The sequence below is a fragment of the Arthrobacter terrae genome (genome assembly GCF_015708085.1).
GTDB lineage: Bacteria > Actinomycetota > Actinomycetes > Actinomycetales > Micrococcaceae > Arthrobacter_M > Arthrobacter_M terrae.
Genome location: NZ_JADNYM010000018.1, coordinates 79928 through 99945, shown reverse-complemented (window position 1 = coordinate 99945; position 20018 = coordinate 79928). Strand labels below are relative to the sequence as shown.

19 protein-coding genes and 1 rRNA gene are annotated in these 20018 nt (G+C 63.4%); 14 read left to right on the top strand and 6 right to left on the bottom strand.

The annotated features are described in order from the left end of the window. The first annotated feature begins 3 nt into the window (after positions 1–3). A 5S ribosomal RNA gene (rrf, locus tag IV500_RS14475) occupies positions 4–120 on the top strand. Between the two features lie 135 nt (positions 121–255). Beyond that, positions 256–762: an SRPBCC family protein gene (locus IV500_RS14470; protein ID WP_230854995.1), complete on the top strand. Its 507-nt coding sequence runs from the start codon at positions 256–258 to the stop codon at positions 760–762. 148 nt (positions 763–910) lie between these two features. Here IV500_RS14470 and IV500_RS14465 read toward each other — a convergent pair whose 3' ends face one another. Then, complete coding sequence (locus IV500_RS14465; RefSeq protein WP_196397516.1) at positions 911–1135, bottom strand: hypothetical protein; 225 nt, start codon at positions 1133–1135, stop codon at positions 911–913. Between the two features lie 339 nt (positions 1136–1474). Between IV500_RS14465 and IV500_RS14460 the strand changes: the two genes are divergently transcribed. The 11 genes from IV500_RS14460 (at position 1475) to IV500_RS14410 (ending at position 13159) form a co-directional block, all read left to right on the top strand. Beyond that, complete coding sequence (locus IV500_RS14460; RefSeq protein ID WP_196397515.1) at positions 1475–2560, top strand: hypothetical protein; 1086 nt, start codon at positions 1475–1477, stop codon at positions 2558–2560. Next, the gene (locus IV500_RS14455; protein WP_196397514.1) at positions 2553–3551 is read left to right on the top strand and encodes an HAD-IIA family hydrolase; all 999 of its coding nucleotides are present in this window, start codon (positions 2553–2555) and stop codon (positions 3549–3551) included. The genes IV500_RS14460 and IV500_RS14455 overlap by 8 nt, the downstream gene beginning before the upstream one ends. Before the next feature lie 5 nt (positions 3552–3556). Beyond that, on the top strand, positions 3557–3793 hold the full coding sequence (locus IV500_RS14450; protein ID WP_196397513.1) for a hypothetical protein: 237 nt from the start codon (positions 3557–3559) through the stop codon (positions 3791–3793). Between the two features lie 2 nt (positions 3794–3795). Further along, positions 3796–4617 (top strand): TlyA family RNA methyltransferase, encoded by an 822-nt coding sequence (locus IV500_RS14445; protein ID WP_196397526.1) that lies wholly within the window; start codon positions 3796–3798, stop codon positions 4615–4617. Positions 4618–4634: 17 nt separating this feature from the next. Further along, positions 4635–5738, top strand: coding sequence for an NAD kinase (locus IV500_RS14440; protein WP_196397512.1), 1104 nt, complete (start codon positions 4635–4637; stop codon positions 5736–5738). Between the two features lie 6 nt (positions 5739–5744). After that, the gene (recN, locus tag IV500_RS14435; protein WP_196397511.1) at positions 5745–7541 is read left to right on the top strand and encodes a DNA repair protein RecN; all 1797 of its coding nucleotides are present in this window, start codon (positions 5745–5747) and stop codon (positions 7539–7541) included. An 80-nt stretch (positions 7542–7621) separates the two neighbouring features. Further along, the gene (locus tag IV500_RS14430) at positions 7622–9214 is read left to right on the top strand and encodes an SDR family oxidoreductase (RefSeq protein ID WP_196397510.1); all 1593 of its coding nucleotides are present in this window, start codon (positions 7622–7624) and stop codon (positions 9212–9214) included. Continuing rightward, the gene (gene pyrG / locus IV500_RS14425; protein ID WP_196397509.1) at positions 9208–10914 is read left to right on the top strand and encodes a CTP synthase; all 1707 of its coding nucleotides are present in this window, start codon (positions 9208–9210) and stop codon (positions 10912–10914) included. The genes IV500_RS14430 and pyrG overlap by 7 nt, the downstream gene beginning before the upstream one ends. 5 nt (positions 10915–10919) lie before the next feature. Further along, positions 10920–11597, top strand: a complete 678-nt coding sequence (locus IV500_RS14420; protein ID WP_196397525.1) for an NUDIX domain-containing protein — start codon at positions 10920–10922, stop codon at positions 11595–11597. Next, complete coding sequence (gene xerD / locus IV500_RS14415) at positions 11560–12573, top strand: site-specific tyrosine recombinase XerD (RefSeq protein WP_196397508.1); 1014 nt, start codon at positions 11560–11562, stop codon at positions 12571–12573. Before IV500_RS14420 ends, xerD begins: the two co-directional genes overlap by 38 nt. Before the next feature lie 100 nt (positions 12574–12673). Further along, entirely contained in the window at positions 12674–13159 is a 486-nt protein-coding gene (locus tag IV500_RS14410; protein ID WP_196397507.1) for an 8-oxo-dGTP diphosphatase, read from the top strand. 23 nt (positions 13160–13182) lie between these two features. On the opposite strand, the gene IV500_RS14405 is transcribed toward IV500_RS14410, so the two are convergent. The 5 genes from IV500_RS14405 to IV500_RS14385 are packed head-to-tail and all read right to left on the bottom strand — an operon-like array spanning position 13183 to position 17847. Continuing rightward, positions 13183–13515 (bottom strand): cupin domain-containing protein, encoded by a 333-nt coding sequence (locus IV500_RS14405; protein WP_196397506.1) that lies wholly within the window; start codon positions 13513–13515, stop codon positions 13183–13185. Positions 13516–13558: 43 nt separating this feature from the next. Continuing rightward, entirely contained in the window at positions 13559–14704 is a 1146-nt protein-coding gene (locus IV500_RS14400) for a bifunctional 2-methylcitrate synthase/citrate synthase (RefSeq protein ID WP_196397505.1), read from the bottom strand. Positions 14705–14712: 8 nt separating this feature from the next. Then, positions 14713–15618 carry a methylisocitrate lyase gene (gene prpB / locus IV500_RS14395; protein ID WP_196397504.1) on the bottom strand — a complete coding sequence of 302 codons (906 nt, stop codon included), beginning with the start codon at positions 15616–15618 and terminating at the stop codon, positions 14713–14715. Next, positions 15618–17165 (bottom strand): MmgE/PrpD family protein, encoded by a 1548-nt coding sequence (locus IV500_RS14390; RefSeq protein ID WP_196397503.1) that lies wholly within the window; start codon positions 17163–17165, stop codon positions 15618–15620. The genes prpB and IV500_RS14390 overlap by 1 nt, the downstream gene beginning before the upstream one ends. Before the next feature lie 43 nt (positions 17166–17208). Continuing rightward, entirely contained in the window at positions 17209–17847 is a 639-nt protein-coding gene (locus IV500_RS14385) for a GntR family transcriptional regulator (protein ID WP_196397502.1), read from the bottom strand. Between the two features lie 219 nt (positions 17848–18066). On the opposite strand from IV500_RS14385, the gene IV500_RS14380 reads away from it, so the two are divergent. Further along, complete coding sequence (locus tag IV500_RS14380; protein ID WP_196397501.1) at positions 18067–19977, top strand: AMP-binding protein; 1911 nt, start codon at positions 18067–18069, stop codon at positions 19975–19977. Positions 19978–20018: the final 41 nt, after the last annotated feature.

The following is a 20018-nucleotide window of genomic DNA, read 5'->3' as shown; positions in this document are numbered from 1 at the left end:
AGTTACGGCGGTCATAGCGTGGGGGAAACGCCCGGTCCCATTCCGAACCCGGAAGCTAAGGCCCACAGCGCCGATGGTACTGCACTCGTGAGGGTGTGGGAGAGTAGGACACCGCCGGACAACCATTCAAAGGACCAGGCCCCGCACACCGTGCGGGGCCTGACCCCTTTAACACCCCACAACCACAACCAACCACCACCCTCCCACACCCCCTCGACGCCCTGCGGGAAAACGCCGCACGGCTAGGCTGAAACTATGACAGATCTTTTTTCTCATGCGGCCCCGACAGCTGGACCGCAGTCTCCTACGCAGGCTGTTATCTGCTGTGACGTGACAGTGCCGGTGGGTTTGAATGACGCCTTTCAAGGTTTCACCGACAACATTCATCTGTGGTGGCCGGTGGATGATTGCAGTGAATTTGGTGCGGAGTCCCACGTCGGATTCGATGACGGGGAGCTTTTGGAGGAATCCGTCAAAGGAGAGGAATGTCTCTGGGCCCGCGTCAGCGAATGGACCCCGCCGTCGTCGATCGGACTTGCCTGGCTTGTGGACCTCGCTCCGCTAAGCGCAGGCCGAGTAGGTATTACTTTTGACTCGCTGCCCGATGGAACGACTGTGGTCAGGCTTAGCCAGCAGGCATCAGTGCCACACAGTGCCGCAGGAGAAGCGGTTCCTGACGCCAGAGACAGTGATTCAGTGACGTGGAAACAGCTCCTGCAGCGGTACGCACGCTTCATGGGCTCGCGGCCGGACCTCGACTAGAATAGGTTATAGGGTCACTGGACCCGGAGGATTTGTGCGCATCTAGTAGATCAATAGTGAAGAGCGGCTGTTACTGTGCCAGTTGGTCAGCTCATGAACAGAGGAGTCCGGCATGGCTGAATTTAACGGCAGCAATCGTGGAGACAAGTCAGCCGGCGGGCGGTCCGGCGACGGCAATCGCGGCGGACATGCCGCCCGTGGCGAGATGAATCAGCGTCACGACGGCGGGGATACGCCGCGCGGGGCAACACCGTTCAGGGGAACCAGCAACTCCGGAGGCGAGCCGCGCGGCTTCCGATCCCGCGAAAATGGCGCCCCGCAGGATCGTCCGTACGGTGATCGTCCGTCGCGTGAGGGGGATCGTAAGCCCCATGGTGATCGTGCTCCGCGCAGTGACCGGCCCTCAAGTGAGCGTCCGTATGGTGATCGTCCGTCGCGTGAGGGGGATCGTAAGCCCTATGGTGATCGTGCTCCGCGCAGTGACCGGCCCTCGACTGAGCGTCCGTATGGTGATCGTCCGTCGCGTGAGGGGGATCGTAAGCCCTATGGTGACCGTGCTCCGCGCAGTGACCGGCCCTCAAGTGAGCGTCCCTATGGTGACCGGTCCGCACCGCGAAAGGAATGGCAGCCGCGCGGGGCGGGTTCACCGCGGAGTGACAGGCCCTCGACAGACCGATCCTACGGCGACCGTGGTGCCCGTGTGGAACGGCCCATGCCAAGCCACAATGCGCGCGATCTGAGGAGTTCTAATCGTCCCGATCGGGACCGTTCACCACAAATTGATGACGACGTGACCGGTACCGAGCTGGACAAGGTGACGCGTGCGCAACTGCGGACGTTGGAGGAAAAGAGTGGTGAGTGGGTGTCGCGCCATCTGGTGATGGCCGGCAGGCTAATGGACACGGATCCGGAATTGTCCTTCCAGCATGCTTTAGCCGCGAGTCGCCGCGGTGGCCGGCTGGCCGCGGTTCGGGAGGCAGTCGGATTGACCGCGTATGCCGCCGGACACTACGGCGAGGCCCTGCGGGAATTCCGCACCTACCGGCGGATCAGCGGGTCCAATGAGCATCTACCGGTGATGGCGGACTGCGAACGCGGGATGGGCAGACCAGACAGGGCTTTGGACTTGATCCGGTCAGAGGACGCGCAAACACTCGACACCGCGGGAAAGGTGGAATTGGCGATCGTAGCGTCCGGTGCGAGAGCGGATTTGGGGGAGCGGGAGGCAGCCGTGGCGGCGTTGGAGATTCCGCAGTTGGATATGAACCGCGCGTTTTCCTTCAGCCCCCGTTTGTTCCGCGCCTACGCGGACGCGCTGGACGCAGTGGGCCGCAGCACCGAGGCGGCCACCTGGCTGGGCCAGGCCGTTAAGGCCGAATCTGCGCTGGGGATAGACGACGACGCCGATCCGTTCATCGTCGACCTCGCCGAAGAGGACGAAGAGGAAGAACGCAAGCCGCGAAAGAAGCAGGACACCTCGATGTTCAATGCCGACGGCGAAGCGATCGTGCCCGAGCCGAAGGTGCCGGTAAAGCGCACACCCGCAGTGCCCGTCGAAATCGACGACGCCGAATCGGATTACTTCGAGTCCGACGACGCCGAATCGGACGAGTTCAGCGCCGATGACGCTGAGCCGGAAGGCACCGAAGCGGATGACGGAAATTCCACCGACGCCGGCTCTACGGACGAGCACGGTAACGACACCGAAAGTGACGACGAAAATGCCGTCCGGGATGCTGGCGCGATCACATCCGGCGGCAGCGCAGCCAACGGCGAAGGAGCTCCGCTGCATGACTGAACAGGCTCTGGTTGCACACTTTGATGCCGTGTTGGCGGACCTGGACGGTGTGGTCTATCTGGGGCCACATGCGATCCCCGGCGCGACCGATTCGCTGAAGCGGCTGGCGGACTTCGGCGTGGGGTTGGCCTATGTGACGAATAATGCGTCCCGTACGCCCGCCGCCGTCGCCTCCCATTTACGTGATTTAGGCGCCCCGGCCGAGGATCATCAGGTCGTCAGCTCGGCTCAGGCGGGGGCGGCATTGCTTGCGGAGAAGTATCCACCCGGTACCAAGGTGCTCGTTACCGGAAGCAAGGCGTTGGCCCGTGAGGTGGAGCTGGTGGGCATGGTGCCGGTGCGTTCGGCGCAGGAGGGTGCCGTCGTCGTCATTCAGGGATTTGAACCGGCCTTGAGCTGGAAAGAACTCGCCGAAGCCTCTTATGCCATCGCTGATGGCGCTGCCTGGGTGGCCACCAATACTGATATGACCATCCCGCAACCGGGCGGAATTGCGCCCGGGAATGGCACCTTGGTGGCTGCCGTCCAGACCGCCACGGGGAAGGAGCCGCTGGTGGCCGGAAAGCCGGAGGCGCTGCTGTTCCACACTGCGGCGGACAGGATTGGATCCACACATCCGTTAGTGGTCGGCGATCGGCTGGATACTGACATTCTGGGCGGCAATAACGCAGGCATGGCGACCGCCGTCGTATTGACCGGCGTTGATACGTTTATGACGATCCTTGCCGCGCGGACAGCCGAACGTCCCCGCTTTCTGCTGGCCACCTTGGCAGAGCTCTTCGAGTCATATCCGGAAATCCTGCGCGAGGGTACAGTCTTCAGCTGCGGTAAGGCGTCGGCGTCGGCCGCCGACGGTACGGTGACGATAACGGGAGCGCAGGAGGACACCGACAGCTGGCGCTGTGCTTGCGCGGCGTGGTGGAATGCACAGCCGCACGCCACTGTGGCCAAGGCTCCCGAGCTGCGCTGGCATAGTGGATCAAAAGGCTAGAGACAGTGGCCGAAATTGACGCCGATTCCAACGCTCAGCTGCGCTGGCCGGAAAAAGTCACGAAAACCACCGATCCGGCGGTAGATGCCGTTATCTCCCCGCTGGCCGGGCTGTCCCGGTTGCCAACGGCCGAACACGTTGTGGTCTACGACTCCATTCACGGGAAACTCAGGCAGGAACTTGATGCCGGGCCCGACGGCGACGCAGAATTTCCGGGCGGCACAAAGGAAGGCGGCGCTTGACTGTGGCACGGCTGGATCAGGAGCTGGTGCGCCGCGGGCTGGCGCGTTCGAGGACCCAGGCGGCGGCACTGATCGCTGCCGGCCTGGTCAGTTCCGGCGGCACCGCGTTGGTCAAAGCAGCAGTTCGGGTCTCACCGGATCGGGACCTGGTCGTCGAAGAAAACGAGGTTCCTGACTATGTTTCCCGGGCCGGGCACAAACTTGCCGGCGCTTTGGCGGCGTTCCCCGGCATCACTGTGGCGGGAAAGCGTTGCCTTGACGCCGGCGCTTCGACGGGCGGTTTTACCGACGTGTTGTTGCGCTGCGGGGCGTCGATGGTGGTGGCGGTGGACGTGGGGCACGATCAGTTGGTGCCGGCGCTGCGGGAGCACCCGCGTGTGCAGGTGCATGAGGGCCTGAATATCCGTTATCTCCAGGCGTCGGAGGTGGGGGGCCCGGTGGAACTGATTGTCTGTGATTTGTCCTTTATTTCCCTCACCCTCGTCATGGTTCCCCTGGCCTTGGCCGCAGCAGAAGGGGCCGATCTGCTGCTGATGGTCAAGCCGCAGTTTGAGGTGGGCCGGGAACGGTTGAGCCGGACCGGTGTTGTCGGTTCCGAACAGGAGCGACGGCGGGCGGTGGGCCAGGTTGCTGCAGCTGCGGCTGCCGCCGGGCTGGTGCTGCACGGTTTGGTAGTCAGCCCGCTCCCCGGGCAGGATGGCAATGTGGAATATTTCCTGTGGGCGGTCCGCCCCGTTGCCTCTGCGGTGCCTAAGATCGAGGAGCAGCAGGCGAACGTCCAGCAGCTGCTGGCGGAAGTCTGGCCTCCTACCACGAACAGCTGACCGGAAAGCGAAGCGATATGAGCAGGCGAGTGCTGATCCTGGCCCACACTGGGCGTGAGGAGGCGATGGCCGCTGCCCTTGAGGTCTGTCTGCAGTTGCAGGCATCCGGGCTGATTCCGGTGATGTCGCAAAATGAAATTGCGGACATGTCGTCCCATTTGGGTCTGATCGATGTGCACATTGAGATCCTCGACGTCGACGTCGCGCTGGCCGGGATTGAGCTTGTGATGGTCCTGGGCGGCGACGGCACCATTCTCCGTGCTGCTGAGGAGGTCCGTGGAGAGGATTTACCCCTGCTGGGAGTGAATCTGGGGCACGTCGGGTTTTTGGCCGAGAGCGAGCGTGCGGAGCTGGCCCGGACGGTGGAGTGGGTGGTCCAGCGCGAATATGTGGTTGAAGAGCGGATGACCATCGATGTCACCGTTTGGGCCCAGGGCCGGAAGATTCTGCATACATGGGCGTTGAATGAAGTGGCCATTGAAAAGGGAAACCGCGAACGAATGATCGAGGTTGTGACCGAGGTGGATGGCCGTCCCTTGAGCTCCTTTGGCTGCGACGGCGTGGTTATGGCCACCCCGACGGGATCCACGGCCTACGCGTTTTCCGCTGGCGGTCCCGTCGTCTGGCCGGAGGTCGAAGCACTTTTGATGGTCCCGATCAGTGCCCATGCGCTGTTTGCCAAGCCTCTGGTGGTCTCACCGAACTCGAAGCTTGCCGTCGAGGTCCTGACCCGTACCGAAGCGCACGGGGTGATGTGGTGCGACGGCCGGCGGACCATCGACCTTCCGCCCGGATCGCGGATTGAAGTGACCCGTTCGGACCGCCCCGTCCGGCTTGCCCGGATCTACCAGACGCCCTTCTCCGCGCGGCTGGTGCGCAAATTCGAACTTCCTATCGAAGGCTGGCGCGGCCGTCCCGGTGAGGAAGCCGCCGCGCGTACCTCGCAAATGCCAATCGTCAGCAGCCCGAAACCGAGGGCGCCGGTCCTGATGCAGCCGCGCAATCTTGGATCCGTGGGCAGCCAGCCGGAAAGTGGCCGGCCGTGGAATCACGAACGAAGTGCCGCCGACCGCACCGAGGCGCCCGGACCGCCCGGAGGAGCTCCAACACACCATGAGTGAAGCCATATGATCGAGGAAATTCGCATCCGGGACCTGGGCGTCATTGCCGAAGCGACGCTGCCGCTGGGCCCGGGGCTAAGTGTTGTCAGCGGCGAGACCGGCGCGGGCAAAACCATGGTGGTCACCGCCGTCGGCCTGTTGTTGGGTGCGCGCTCCGACGCCGGCGCCGTTCGTACCGGCGCAAAGTCAGCCTCTGCGGAGGCATCCGTCCGGCTGCCGCTCGGACACCGGGCCCTGGCGCGCGCGCTGGAAGCCGGCGCAGACATTGACGAGTTCGATGCCGGCGGCACGGGCAGCGGCGGCGAATCCGGCACCAGCGGCCAGGGGGGCAGCGGCGGATCTGATAGCGATGCCGGAAAGGCCTTTGCCGGTCTGGTGCTGGCCCGAACCGTCGGCGCAGACGGCCGCAGCCGCGCCCATGTGGGAGGCCGGCTGGCGCCGGTTGGCGTGCTTACCGAGCTGGGCGAACAGCTGGTCGCGGTGCACGGGCAATCGGACCAGATCCGGCTCAAGAGCAACGCAGCCCAACGCGATGCCCTGGACAGGTTTGCCGGGGATTTCCAGAAGACTTTTGCCGCCGGGCTGGAGCAGTACCGGACCTTGTTCCGCCGCTGGCAGCATGCTCAGACGGAGCTTGAGGAACTGCGGCACAACGGCAGGGAGCGGCTCCGGGAGGCCGAGGCCCTGCGGCTGGCCCTGGCGGAGATTGACGAGGTGGACCCGCAGGCCGGCGAGGACGACGTGCTGAAGGCGGAGTCCATCAAGCTGGCCAATCTGGAGGAACTGCGGCTCGCTTCGCAGCAGGCACGCGAGGCGCTGATCACGGACGATTTCGGCGCCGGCGCGGATGCCACCACCCTGGTCGATACGGCCAAACGATTGCTGGAGGGGGTCGCGGACCATGACGAGGAACTTGGATCGGCCGCCGCACGACTGACCGAAGCAGGCATCATTCTGGCGGACATTGCCCGTGACCTGGCGGGCTATTCCACATCCTTGGATTCAGACGGTCCGGGCAGGCTCGCCGAAGTGGAGGACCGCAGGGGCGCTCTCGCCGTGCTGGTGCGCAAGTACGCTCCATCCGTGGACGGCGTCTTGACCTGGGCCGAAGAATCACGCGTCCGGCTGGACGAACTGCAGGACGATTCCGGCCGGATCGAGGCGCTGGAGACGGAGGTGGCGGCGGCCGCGGTGGAGCTGGCGGCTCTCTCCGCACGGCTGACGGCATCGCGGACCAAGGCTGCAGCTGAATTGTCCCGCCGGGTCAGCGCCGAGCTGACGGCCCTTGCCATGCCTGACGCCAAACTCGTAATCGATATTTCCGCTGCGTCCGCACCGGGAATCAACGGTGCGGACGAGATCGTCTTCCTGCTGCAGCCGCACACGGGCGCAGCACCCCGGCCGCTGGGCAAGGGCGCCTCCGGCGGCGAACTGTCGCGGGTGATGCTGGCCATCGAGGTCGTGCTCGCTGCGGTGGACCCGGTGCCCACCTTTGTGTTCGACGAGGTCGACGCCGGGGTGGGCGGCAAGGCAGCCGTGGAGATCGGCCGCCGGCTGGCCATGCTGGCCAAGCATGTGCAGGTGCTGGTTGTTACGCATCTGCCGCAGGTTGCTGCCTTCGCAGATCAGCACATCCGGGTCATTAAGACCTCCGGGGGCGGGTTCACGTCCAGCGACGTAACCCTGCTCGACGACGCCGGCCGGGTCCGGGAGCTGGCCCGGATGCTGGCGGGGCAGGAAGATTCCGCCACGGCCCAGGCCCATGCCCGCGAACTGCTGGATGAGGCGCGCAGCGGCCGCTGAACCCATGGCCAACGGTGGCGGCTTCCCGTTCCCGGTGCGGAAACTTTCATCCTGTCGGTGAGCGGCCGTAGGATCATGGCATGACGGATTCCACGAAGGACAAGCTGGTTCTGGTCACCGGAGCCACCGGATATGTAGGCGGAAGGTTGGTGCCCCGGCTGCTCGCCGAGGGATACAAGGTGCGGGTCCTGGTGCGCTCGCCGCAAAAGCTGGATTCGGTGCCGTGGCGCGCAGATGTGGAGGTTGTCCAGGGAAACCTGACGTCGGAGGCGGACACCGCCGCGGCGTGTAAGGGCGTGCATACGCTGTTCTACCTGGTTCACGCGATGGGCTCGGGACCCGATTTTGTTAAGCAGGAATTGGAGACAGCACGTACGGTAGCGGCGGCTGCAGAGTCGGCAGATGTTAACCGCATTGTGTACCTCGGTGGACTGCACCCGGGGACCGGAAAATTATCCCCCCATATGCGGTCCCGCAGCGAGGTCGGCAAAACACTGCTCGCCGGTGCGGTACCGGCTGTGGTGTTCCAGGCAGGTGTGGTGATCGGATCGGGTTCGGCCTCGTTTGAAATGATCCGCCACCTCACGGACAACCTCCCTGCAATGCCGTCACCGAGCTGGGTGCAGAACCGCATTGAGCCCATTGCGATCCGGGATGTGCTGCATTATCTCGTGGCTGCTCCGGGCATGCCTTCCGGGATTAACCGGACGTTTGATATTGGCTCCCGGGAAGTGCTGACCTATGGAGCATTGATGTATGGCTATGCTCATGAAGCGGGGTTGAGCCGGCGCTACATCTATGCACTGCCGCTGCCGGCGCCGACGCTGGCCGGCTGGTGGGTGGCGCTGGTCACGCCCATTCCCCACTCCATGGCGGTTCCGCTGGTCGGATCCCTGCAGCACGAGGCCATTGCGCAGGAGCAGGACATCGACACATTCATCCCGTTGCCGTCGGATGGCCTCACGCGCTACCGCAAGGCCGTGCAGCTTGCACTGGGCAAACTCGCCAGTGATGAGGTCGTAACGAGCTGGGCCAGTGCCACCAACAGTCCGCCTTCGGATCCATTGCCCAGCGACCCCGATTGGGCGGGCCGCACCTTCTTCGTCGACCAGCGGGAGAAACCGACAGCGGTGGCACCACAGTATGTTTGGCGGGTCATTGAGGGTATCGGCGGGCAGAACGGCTGGTACTCGCTCCCCGCCGCGTGGGCCATCCGCGGTGTGTGGGACAAGCTGGTCGGCGGAGCCGGGCTGAACCGTGGACGTCGGAACGCACAGCGGCTTTTTGTCGGGGACGCCGTGGACTGGTGGCGGGTGGAGAAGATCGAGGACGGAAGGATGCTGCTGCTGCACGCGGAGATGCGCGTCCCCGGCGAGGCCTGGCTTGAATTTACCGCGGAGCCCGACGGCGCCGGGACCGTTTACCGGCAACGGGCCATTTATTTTCCGGCCGGACTGGCTGGAAAACTGTATTGGTGGGCGATTTTGCCGTTCCATGGTTTCATTTTTCCCTCGATGGCCAAGAACATCATCGGCCGGGCCGCCGATCTGGAACGGGAGGACAAACAGGTGGGAGCGGAACCGGAACAGCAGCCAGATCGGGTGCCGGGAAATGGTCACGGCCAGGACGCAAGCGCGGGCGGTGCGGCCGCAGCCGGGAGTCAAAGATGCTAGGCTCGAACCCCGTGGTGCATCGATCAAATTCCCGGTCCAGTGGTCAGTCCAAGACGACCAAACATATCTTCGTCACCGGTGGTGTGGCGTCTTCCCTGGGGAAGGGGCTGTCGGCCTCCAGCCTCGGTCATCTGCTGCGGGCCCGCGGGCTTTCGGTCACGATGCAGAAGCTCGATCCCTATCTGAACGTGGATCCCGGGACGATGAATCCCTTTCAGCACGGCGAAGTTTTCGTCACCGATGACGGTGCGGAAACGGACCTCGATATTGGCCACTATGAGCGTTTCCTGGACGAAAGTCTTGAAGGTTCGGCGAACGTGACCACCGGGCAGATCTACTCGACGGTGATCGCCAAGGAGCGCCGTGGTGAGTACCTGGGGGATACCGTCCAGGTCATCCCGCATATCACCGATGAGATCAAGCGCCGGATGCGCTTGGCTGCGGACGGCGGAAACGCACCGGATGTGATTATCACCGAAATCGGCGGCACCGTCGGGGACATCGAGTCCCAACCGTTCCTCGAATCGGCCCGGCAGGTCCGCCAGGATGTCGGCCGCAATAACGTTTTCTTCCTGCACGTTTCACTGGTGCCGTATATCGGGCCGTCGCAGGAGCTCAAGACCAAGCCCACGCAGCATTCCGTGGCAGCACTGCGGTCCCTGGGTATCCAGCCGGACGCGATCATTTTGCGTTCGGACCGTGAGCTGCCCGATTCCATGCGGGAGAAGATCGGCCGCGCCTGCGACGTTGATGTTGACGCCGTGATCGGCTGCCCGGACGCGGCCAGCATTTACGACATCCCCAAGACCCTGCACTCGCAAGGACTGGATTCCTATATCGTCCGGGCACTGGACCTGCCGTTCAAGGACGTGGACTGGACCAAGTGGGACGCGCTGCTGGAAGTGGTCCACAACCCGGCCCATGACGTCGAAATTGCCTTGGTAGGTAAGTATATTGACCTACCCGATGCCTACCTTTCCGTCACGGAGGCACTACGTGCCGGCGGCTTTGCAAACCAGACGCGGGTGAAAATCCGCTGGGTCCCTTCGGACATTTGTGCCACTCCCGCGGGAGCTGCGAAGGCGCTCGATGGCGTTGACGCCATCTGTGTTCCGGGTGGCTTTGGAATCCGCGGCCTGGAAGGGAAACTGGGTGCGCTGACCTTTGCGCGCGAAACACAGCTGCCTTCCCTGGGTCTCTGCCTGGGCCTGCAGTGCATGGTGATCGAATACGCCCGCAATGTGGTGGGCCTGGACGGGGCATCATCGAGCGAGTTCGAGCCGGACTCCAAATATCCGGTGATCGCGACCATGGAAGAGCAGCTGGACATCGTGGAAGGCCGGGGAGACCTGGGCGGAACCATGCGCCTGGGTCTGTATGAGGCCAAGCTGGACGAGGGCTCGGTCATCGCGCAGACCTACGGCAAGACCACCGTCAGCGAACGTCACCGTCACCGTTACGAGGTGAACAACAAATACCGCGACCAGATTGCGGCCAAGGGACTGGTGTTCTCCGGGACCTCACCGGATGGCAAGCTGGTTGAATTTGTGGAACTGCCCCGGGACGTGCACCCGTACTATGTTGCCACTCAGGCGCACCCCGAACTGAGCTCGCGCCCCACCCGCCCGCATCCGCTGTTCGCAGGCCTGGTGGCCGCTGCACTGGAACGCCAGCGCTCCACCCGGCTGCTCGAGGTCTGAGCATGATGGTCAATCCGGACGGTGCACTGGGTAGAACCGTGGACGATGGCGAGGACCTCGCGGACTCGCTGAGCCCGCGTGAACTTGTGTCTTCCGAAACGGTCTACCGCGGCCGGATCTGGGATGTAGTCAGTGATACTTTCGTTTTACAGGATGCCGGAAAGCAGCTGACGCGGGACTACATTACCCATCCCGGGGCAGTGGCTGTGCTGGTGATGAATACTGCCGGTGAAGTCTTGATGATCAGCCAATACCGGCATCCGGTGGGGATGACCCTGTGGGAGATCCCGGCCGGGCTCCTGGACGTTTCCGGCGAGGACCACGTTGCCGCCGCTGCCCGTGAGCTGGCCGAGGAAGCGGATTTGGTCGCTTCCGCGTGGCTGGTCCTGGCGGATGTTTTCAATTCGCCCGGTTCCTCCAGCGAAGCGATCAGGATTTATCTTGCTCGGGGGCTCACCGAAGTCGACGCGGGGAGCCGGCACACCCGCACCGAGGAGGAAGCGGAGATACGTTTCGCCTGGGTCCCGCTGGAGGACGCCGTCGCCGCGGTCCTGGACGGTTCCCTGCATAACCCCTCTGCCGTTGTCGGCATTCTCGCCGCAGCCGCCGCACGCGCCAGCGGTTTTTCCACGCTGCGTCCGGCTGATGCTCCCTGGCCGGCGCATCCGGACCAGCGCCAGTAACGTGAATCCACTCCCGCCGGCGTTGGAGCGGGCCGTGACCGACTACCTGCAGCATGTGGGCGTTGAGCGCGGTCTGGCGCCCAATACTCTCAGCGCCTACCGTCGGGATCTGGGAAGGTATCAGCGTTTCCTAACTGCATCCGGGGTGCAGGCACCGGGGGAGATTACCCGGCACCATGTCACGGGCTTCTCGCTGACCATTGCCGAGGGCACGGACGGCTCCGCAGCGCTGGGCGTTCGGTCTGCGGCGCGGACCATCGTCGCCGTCCGGGGCCTGCATAAATTCTGGGCGCTGGAAGGGATGACGGCGACGGATCCTGCCGCGGATGTACACCCGCCAATGGCGGGCCGGCGCCTGCCAAAGGCTATCAGCGTTGCCGAGGTCACCCGATTGCTTGAGGCCGCCGGAGCGGACACTGCCACCGGATTGCGGGACCGCGCATTGCTGGAGTTCCTCTACTCCACCGGTTCCCGGATCAGCGAGGCCGTAGGACTGGACGTGGACGACGTCGCGGTCGATGCGGGTAACGGCGGCGACGAATTGTCCGCGCTGGCTGGTGCGCCCGCGGTGGTGCGGCTCTTTGGCAAGGGCTCCAAGGAACGCATGGTGCCGCTGGGTTCCTACGGCGCGCGGGCCGTGCAGGCTTACTTGGTGCGCGGCCGGCCCCTGCTCGCGGCCAAGGGCAAGGGCAGCCCGGCGCTGTTCCTCAATGCCCGGGGCGGGCGAATCAGCAGGCAAAGTGCGTGGACCATTCTGAAGGTAGCGGCTGGGAAGGCGGACATTAGTGCCGACGTCTCACCGCACACTTTGCGGCATTCCTTCGCCACGCATCTGCTGGAGGGCGGGGCCGATGTACGCGTTGTCCAGGAACTGTTAGGCCACGCGTCGGTGACCACGACGCAGGTCTACACGCTGGTGACAGTGGAAACGCTGCGGGAGGTCTACGCCGCCGCGCACCCGCGGGCCCTGGGGTAACGTGGCTCTTCGAATCGACTGAGCCGTAGATGCTCCTTTGAGGCTCCTAAAGGACACCTGCGGCTCAGTTGATGAGCCGCAGGAGACGTAGGCTGGGACGATGACTGCTGCCGACGTAACCCTGTGCTTCCTGCTCCGTGATGTGGATGGGCGCCGGAATGTGCTGCTGGGGCTGAAAAAGATCGGCTTCGGCACCGGTAAAGTGGTGGGAATTGGCGGTCATCTGGAGCCCGGAGAGAGCGCCGCACAGGCGATCTGCCGCGAGGTGGCCGAAGAAGTACATGTTCACGTCGAGGAATCCAACCTACTCTATGCCGGGACGGTGGACTTTGTTTTCCCCGCAAAACCTGAGTGGGATATGCACACCACGGTGTTTCTCAGCAGGCAATGGGAGGGCGAGCCCACCGAAAGCTCAGAGATCGCCCCGCAGTGGTATCCGATCAGCGCACTGCCGCGCGAGTTGATGTGGGCTGACTCCCTCCGGTGGCTGCCGCCCATGTTGGCCGGGGAACGGCTGGCGGTGCGGGTAGTGCTCAATACGGACAACGAAACCGTGGCCGACTACCTGGCTGAGCCCGTGGTTTGACCGGTCGTCAGCCAGGGGCACCGTCAGCGGCTCTTGGCCACCGTCAGCAGCACGCAGGCCGCTTCGATGGCATGCAATGAATGCCTGGCCTCCGGCACGATCAGCAGGTCTCCGGGTGAGCCCTCCCACGTTGTCCCGCCGGATGCCAGCTCAACCCGGCCGCTGAGAACATAAACGGTGGCTTCGCCCGGATTATCGTGGTCATCGAGCCGCTGCCCCGTATCCAAGGCGATGACTGTCTGGCGCAGAATGTGCTCATGACCCCCGTAGACGGTCTTGGCGCTCCGACCGCTGGAGGATGCCTGCGCCGCGGCGAGCTGTTCTCTGGCCAGGGCCTTGAGTGAGGATTTTTCCATGCTGGTGCTCCAACTTCTAGTGGTTTTCAGGGGAACTGGTTTCTCAGGGCAGCTGGCGTTCGTCCACGCCGTTGTATTCGCTCAACGGACGGATCAGTGAATTCGCCTCCAGCTGCTCCATGACATGCGCGGTCCAGCCGGTGATGCGGCTGGCCACGAATAGTGGGGTGAACATCTCCGTGTCGAATCCCATCAGGTGATAGACCGGCCCGGTCGGGTAGTCCAGGTTCGGCTTGATGTTCTTTTCCTTGGCCATGGCCGCTTCCATGGCAGCATAAAGCTCACCCAGATCAGGTCGGTTGTAGTGTTCCACCATTTTGTCCAGCGAGGTCTTCATGGTGGGAACGCGGGAATCACCATTCTTATAGACACGGTGTCCAAAACCCATGATCTTCTTTTTGTTGGCCAGTGCGTCCTCGAGCCACTTTTGCGTCGCTTCGGTGACATCGCCGCCGTCGGGCAGGGCCTTGATGATCTCGTCAAAGGTGTGCATAACGGCCTCATTCGCGCCGCCGTGCAACGGACCCTTAAGCGCACCGATGGCTCCTGTCACGGCGGAATGCAGGTCCGCCAAGGTGGAAGCAATCACTCGGGCCGTGAAGGTGGAGGCATTGAAGGAGTGCTCCGCATAGAGGATCATCGAGACATTAAACGCCTCCACCACCTCCGGTGCGGCCTCCTCACCGAAGGTCATGTACAGGAAATTGGCGGAGTAACTCAGGTCCCCGCGGGCGGGCACTTCTTCCAGCGAGCGACGGCGACGCTGGTCATAGGCGACGACGGCGGGCATGGCCGCGAGCAGGTCAATGCCCTTCTTGAGGTTGGCTTCGCGGGAGTTGTCCGCCGCCTGCGGATGTGTGGCGCCGAGGATGCTCGCGGCGGTCCGGCAGACGTCCATCGGGTGCGTTGTGGTGGGCAGCAAATCAATGGCTTCCTTGACGATCCGCTCGAGCCCCCGACCGTCACGTTCGGCCTTCTCAAACTCGGCCAGCTGGTCCGCCGTCGGCAGTTCGCCGTACCACAGCAGGTAGGCGACCTGTTCGAAGCTGCATCTGGCTGCCAGCTCCTGGACGGGATAGCCGCGGTACAGCAGCGAGTTGGTCTCCGAGTTGACCTTGGAGATCTTCGTGGTGTCCGCCACCACGCCCGCAAGACCCTTGTGGATGGTGGTTTCAGATGTCGGTGTCATAGCCGTCCTTAGTGCTTGCCGGGTATCTGGAAGTTGAAGACTGAAGTATCGAAGTGATTGTAGGATTCATAATCCACCAATTCATACAAACGCGCACGAGTGAGCATCTGACCAACGGCGGATTCCTGCGTTCCGTTGGCTTTGATGGCATCCAGCGTCCGCTCCGCCGCGCCCATGGCGCTGCGCAGCAGGGTCACCGGGTAGATGACCATATTTACGCCCACGGCGGCCAGCTGATCCACGGTGAAAAGTTCACTCTTGCCAAACTCGGTCATGTTAGCCAGGACCGGCACGTCCACCGCCGCCCTGATGGCAGCGAATTCCGTGAGGTCTTTCATTGCCTCGGGGAAGATGGCGTCCGCGCCGGCATCCACGAGCGCCCGTGCGCGGTCCTGCGCAGCCTTCAGCCCGTCCACTGCACGGACGTCCGTGCGGGCCATGATCAGGAAGTTCGGATCCCGGCGGGCGTCGGCGGCGGCGCGGATCCGCTTGCTGGCCGTGTCAAGGTCGACGACGTTCTTGCCGTCCAGATGACCGCACCTTTTGGGATTGAACTGGTCTTCGATATGGCAGCCGGTCAGACCGGCGTTCTCCAGTTCCTGGATGCTGCGGGCGACGTTCATCGGTTCGCCGAAACCGGTATCGGCATCCACAATGCACGGCAGGTCCGTCATCCGGGCGATTTGCCCTGCACGGACGGCAACTTCGGTAAGGGTAGTCAGGCCGATATCCGGCAGACCCAAATCATTGGCGAGTACCGCGCCGGAGATGTAGACGCCGTCGAAGCCTTTTTCCTGGATGAGCCGCGCGGAGAGCGGGTTGAACGCGCCGGGGTATTGCTGAAGGGTGCCTGAGGACAGCCCGGCCCGAAAGGCAACGCGTTTCTGCTCGGGTGTGGTGGCGGAATACAGCATTAGAAGAGTCCCTTCGGTGTATTCGCCAGGTTGATGACACCGGCTGAGGCCCGGATGTTCAGGCCATCCAATTCTCCGGCGCCCAATTCGGGTAGTCGCTGGACGGTGTCCAGGAACCGGGTAATTTCCGCCTCGTCCACCAGCCGCTGGCCGTTTTCCCCGGCAGCCAGCGTGCGGAGTTTGTTGATGTACTGCGCACGGGCGAAGGGCCGCGCACCCAGCGGGTGGGCGTCGGCAACGGCGATCTGGTCGGTGATGGTCCGGCCGTCCGTAAGCGTGATTTCCACCGAGCCGCCAAAGGCCTTTTCCTGCGGGTCCAAGGAGTGGTAGCGCCGGGTCCATTCCGGGTCCTCTGCCGTGCTGACCTTGTGCCACAATTCCACCGTATCGGCACGACCGGCTCGCTCCGGGGCATAGGAATTCACATGGTGCCAGGCACCATCCTGCAGGGCAACGGTGAAAATATACGGAATGGAATGGTCCAGCGTCTCGCGGGACGCCGTGGGGTCATACTTCTGCGGATCATTGGCCCCGGAGCCGATCACAAAGTGTGTGTGGTGGCTGGTGTGGATGACAATTTTCTGCACCAGGTCATTCACCCTCGCCGGATCTGCCAGCTCCGGGTACTCGCCGTGCAGCTTCCGCGCCAGGTCAATCAAGGCCTGTGCCTGATATTCCGCGGAGTGTTCCTTGGTGTAAGTGTCCAGAATGGCCAGTTTCGCTTCACCCTCGGCCGGCAGCGGGACCTGGTAGGAAGCGTCCGGGCCGTCCAGCAGCCAGGCGATGACGCCGTCTTCGCCCTCGTAGATCGGGGTGGGGGACGTCTGCCCGCGCATCGCACGGTCCACCGCTTCAATGGCCATTTTTCCGGCAAACGCCGGTGCATAGGCCTTCCAGGTGGAGATTTCGCCCTTGCGCGACTGGCGCGTCGCCGTCGTCGTGTGCAGTGCCTGGCCCACCGCCTGGAAAATCGTTTCCGCATCCAGTCCGAGCAGCGTGCCGATGCCTGCCGCTGCGGACGGTCCGAGGTGGGCCACGTGATCAATTTTGTGTTCATGCAGGCAGATTGATTTCACCAGATCCACCTGAATCTCATAACCGGTGGCGATGCCTCGGATCAGATCCGCGCCGCTGCTGCCGACGTGCTGGCCCACGGCAAGGATCGGGGGGATATTGTCCCCGGGGTGGGAATATTCCGCGGCCAGAAACGTGTCGTGGTAGTCCAGCTCGCGCACTGCGACGCCATTGGCCCAGGCCGCCCACTCGGGGGAGACGCGGTCCGCAATACCATAAATGCAGGAGCCCTTACCGTTGCTGCTTGGTCCATGTGTCAGCGCCTGCGCCCGGGCTGCAACAATGGGGGCACGGTTCAGCGAGGCCACGGCCACGGAGGCGTTGTCGATGATTCGGTTGATGACCATGTCGGTGACTTCATCGGTGACTGCGACCGGATCCGCTGCCACCTTGGCGATCTTACAGGCGAGCTGTTCTTCGCGGGGGAGGTTTTCCTCGCTTTTATGGACGCGGACGTGATGGGTGAGCACCATGATTTCCTCTCGGGTTTGCCGGCTGCCGGCCGATTAGTGGTTGTTAGGGCGTGTTCGTTGAAAGTAGATGGTCGAGGCTGTTGTCCAAATGGACGGTGGTGGCGGCACTGGCGACTCCGGCATTACCTTTCGCGATCGCCGCCGCGATGGTGGCGTGTTCCTTGGCCGCCTCCAGCAGTCGTGCCGGGTTGTCCTGCGAGAGCCGACGGACCCGGACCAGGTGCACACGGAGGTTTCTGAGCGCCTGCGCCAGGTAACTATTGTCGACGGCGGCATCGATCGCGGCGTCGAGGCGCCCCACCAGTTCGTAGTACGCAGCGCGGGAGGGATCCGCTTCGTTCAGCAGTCCAGACGCGCCTACGAGTTCCTGATGCAATTGCCGGAATACGTCGCGGTCGCCGCGCTCGCAGGCAAGTTCGGCGGCTCGGCACTCCAGCGCGGCACGAAGTTCAAAGAGTTCCCGCACATCGGCCAGGGAAATATTGCTGACAACCACACCCCGGCCCCGCTGTGCCGCCGTCAGTCCCTCCGCCGTGAGCCTGGCCAAAGCTTCCCGCAGTGGCGTCCGGGAAACGCCCAGCCGTTCGGACTGCTCGACCTCGGCCAGCACGGATCCGGGCGGGAGACGCCATTCGACGATGTCGGATCGAAGGGCAGCATAAGCACGGTCGCTGGCGCGCATGTTGCCTCCTTGCCTGCGTTTACCTGATTAGCCCCGGCGGGCCGATGTTCTCGACCACGGCCAACCTTTTGATCAAGTGTATACAAAGACCGGTGAAAAAGAGCGCTGAAAGCAAATAATTTCTCAAATCTTAATTTTATGTATACATAACCATTGCTTTGCGATACGGCTTGCGGCTACTATGACAGACATCACAGCTTCGTGAATGGGAGAGTTGCCATGACAGAAGAGAGCTACAGGGCCGTTTATGCGCGCAGTCTGCAAGATCCGGAAGGGTTTTGGCTTGGCGCTGCCCAGGCCATCGATTGGGACAAGGAACCGTCGCGCGCGCTGGACAGTTCCGCCGCACCCGTCACCACTTGGTTTCCGGGCGCCCGGCTGAATACCTCATTCAATGCCTTGGATCGCCACGTGTTGGCTGGCCGTGGGGAGCAGGATGCGCTGATCTATGACTCGGCCATGCTCGGCATCAAACGGCACTACAGCTACGCGGAGCTGACTGATCTGGTGGCCCGCTTCGCCTCGGTGTTGCGTTCACAGGGTGTCGGGAAGGGTGATCGGGTAGTTATTTACCTGCCGATGATCCCCGAAGCCGTCATCGCGATGTTGGCAACGGCCCGCCTGGGCGCGGTGCACTCGGTCGTCTTCGGTGGCTTTGCCGCCGCCGAACTGGCGGCCCGTATTGCCGATGCCAAGCCGGCCGTCGTTGTGACCGCATCCGGAGGGTTGGAACCGAGCCGGAAAATTGAGTACCTGCCTGCCGTGGCGGAGGCCCTGCGGCTGGCGGACGCGGACCATACGCCCGTTATCGTCAAGGCGCGGGACGGCTTCGAGGCGGCCGTCGGCGGCCGCGGGACCGAATACGAGACCTGGCTCGACTGGGATGCCGAGCTGCGCGGTGCCGGGCGCGCGGAACCGGTGCCGGTCGCGGCTTCGGATCCGCTGTACATCCTGTACACCTCGGGAACCACCGGTGCGCCTAAGGGAGTTGTCCGCGACAACGGCGGCCATGCTACGGCGCTGATGTGGACCATGACCAACCTTTACAACATTCATCCCGGCGACGTGATGTGGACCGCCTCCGATGTGGGCTGGGTTGTCGGCCACTCCTACATCGTCTACGGACCACTGCTGGCCGGCGCCACCACCGTGCTTTACGAGGGTAAACCCGTCGGCACGCCGGACGCCGGAGCCTTCTGGCGCGTGGTCAGCGACCACCGGGTCCGAGTGCTCTTTACGGCGCCCACCGCGCTGCGGGCTATCCGCAAGGTGGATCCGGAAGCCACCGAACTGGCAAAATACGACGTCTCTTCCCTGACGACGCTTTTTGCGGCTGGGGAGCGGCTGGATCCGGAAACGTATCACTGGGCCGAAAGGGTGCTGAACGTTCCCGTGGTGGATCACTGGTGGCAGACCGAGACGGGCTGGGCCATCTGCGGCAATCCGCGCGGGCTTGAACCGCTGCCAATCAAGGCCGGTTCGCCGTCGATCCCGATGCCGGGGTTTGATCTGCGCATCGTCGACGGCATGGGCGATCCGGTACCGCCAGGCACCGAGGGGAACATTGTGCTCGGCCTGCCGCTTCCGCCCGGCACCCTAATGACGTTGTGGGGCAGTGACGAACGCTATGTCTCCTCTTATCTGAACGCTTTCCCGGGATATTACACAACTGGTGATTCCGGCTATGTGGACGCGGACGGATACGTCTTCGTGATGGGTCGTACCGATGATGTGATCAATGTGGCCGGTCACCGGCTCTCCACGGGCGCCATTGAACAGGTTCTGGCCCAGCACCCGGCAGTGGCCGAATGCGCCGTCATCGGGCTCGTCGACGCGCTCAAAGGTCAGCGGGCCAGCGCCTATGTTGTGCTCAAATCCGGCGCCGAGATGGACCAAGAGCAGCTGGTGAAGGAGTTGGTGGCACTGGTCCGCAGAAAAATCGGCCCGGTAGCGGACTTCAAGCAGGCGGTGGTGGTCGACTCGCTGCCCAAAACGCGGTCCGGGAAGATCCTGCGCAAGACCATGCGCCAGATCGCTGACGGCGAAGACTATAGTGTCCCATCGACAATTGAGGATGCCGGCGTCATTGACTCGCTGCTGCCTATTCTCCGTCCGGTACAACCGGGTTGATCCGGCCACACCTGGACATTGCCGCGCGCGGCCGGATAGCC

Bases quoted from the DNA above. Each gene is read 5' to 3' on its own strand.
- IV500_RS14410 (WP_196397507.1), top strand. From the start codon at position 12,674: ATGACTGCTGCCGACGTAACCCTGTGCTTCCTGCTCCGTGATGTGGAT.
- IV500_RS14440 (WP_196397512.1), top strand. From the start codon at position 4,635: ATGAGCAGGCGAGTGCTGATCCTGGCCCACACTGGGCGTGAGGAGGCG.
- IV500_RS14470 (WP_230854995.1), top strand. From the start codon at position 256: ATGACAGATCTTTTTTCTCATGCGGCCCCGACAGCTGGACCGCAGTCT.
- IV500_RS14385 (WP_196397502.1), bottom strand. From the start codon at position 17,847: ATGCGCGCCAGCGACCGTGCTTATGCTGCCCTTCGATCCGACATCGTC.
- IV500_RS14420 (WP_196397525.1), top strand. From the start codon at position 10,920: ATGGTCAATCCGGACGGTGCACTGGGTAGAACCGTGGACGATGGCGAG.
- IV500_RS14390 (WP_196397503.1), bottom strand. From the start codon at position 17,165: ATGGTGCTCACCCATCACGTCCGCGTCCATAAAAGCGAGGAAAACCTC.
- pyrG (WP_196397509.1), top strand. From the start codon at position 9,208: ATGCTAGGCTCGAACCCCGTGGTGCATCGATCAAATTCCCGGTCCAGT.
- prpB (WP_196397504.1), bottom strand. From the start codon at position 15,618: ATGCTGTATTCCGCCACCACACCCGAGCAGAAACGCGTTGCCTTTCGG.
- recN (WP_196397511.1), top strand. From the start codon at position 5,745: ATGATCGAGGAAATTCGCATCCGGGACCTGGGCGTCATTGCCGAAGCG.
- IV500_RS14400 (WP_196397505.1), bottom strand. From the start codon at position 14,704: ATGACACCGACATCTGAAACCACCATCCACAAGGGTCTTGCGGGCGTG.
- IV500_RS14380 (WP_196397501.1), top strand. From the start codon at position 18,067: ATGACAGAAGAGAGCTACAGGGCCGTTTATGCGCGCAGTCTGCAAGAT.
- IV500_RS14465 (WP_196397516.1), bottom strand. From the start codon at position 1,135: ATGGGGCTTACGATCCCCCTCACGCGACGGACGATCACCGTACGGACG.
- IV500_RS14405 (WP_196397506.1), bottom strand. From the start codon at position 13,515: ATGGAAAAATCCTCACTCAAGGCCCTGGCCAGAGAACAGCTCGCCGCG.
- IV500_RS14460 (WP_196397515.1), top strand. From the start codon at position 1,475: ATGCCAAGCCACAATGCGCGCGATCTGAGGAGTTCTAATCGTCCCGAT.
- xerD (WP_196397508.1), top strand. From the start codon at position 11,560: ATGCTCCCTGGCCGGCGCATCCGGACCAGCGCCAGTAACGTGAATCCA.
- IV500_RS14430 (WP_196397510.1), top strand. From the start codon at position 7,622: ATGACGGATTCCACGAAGGACAAGCTGGTTCTGGTCACCGGAGCCACC.
- IV500_RS14455 (WP_196397514.1), top strand. From the start codon at position 2,553: ATGACTGAACAGGCTCTGGTTGCACACTTTGATGCCGTGTTGGCGGAC.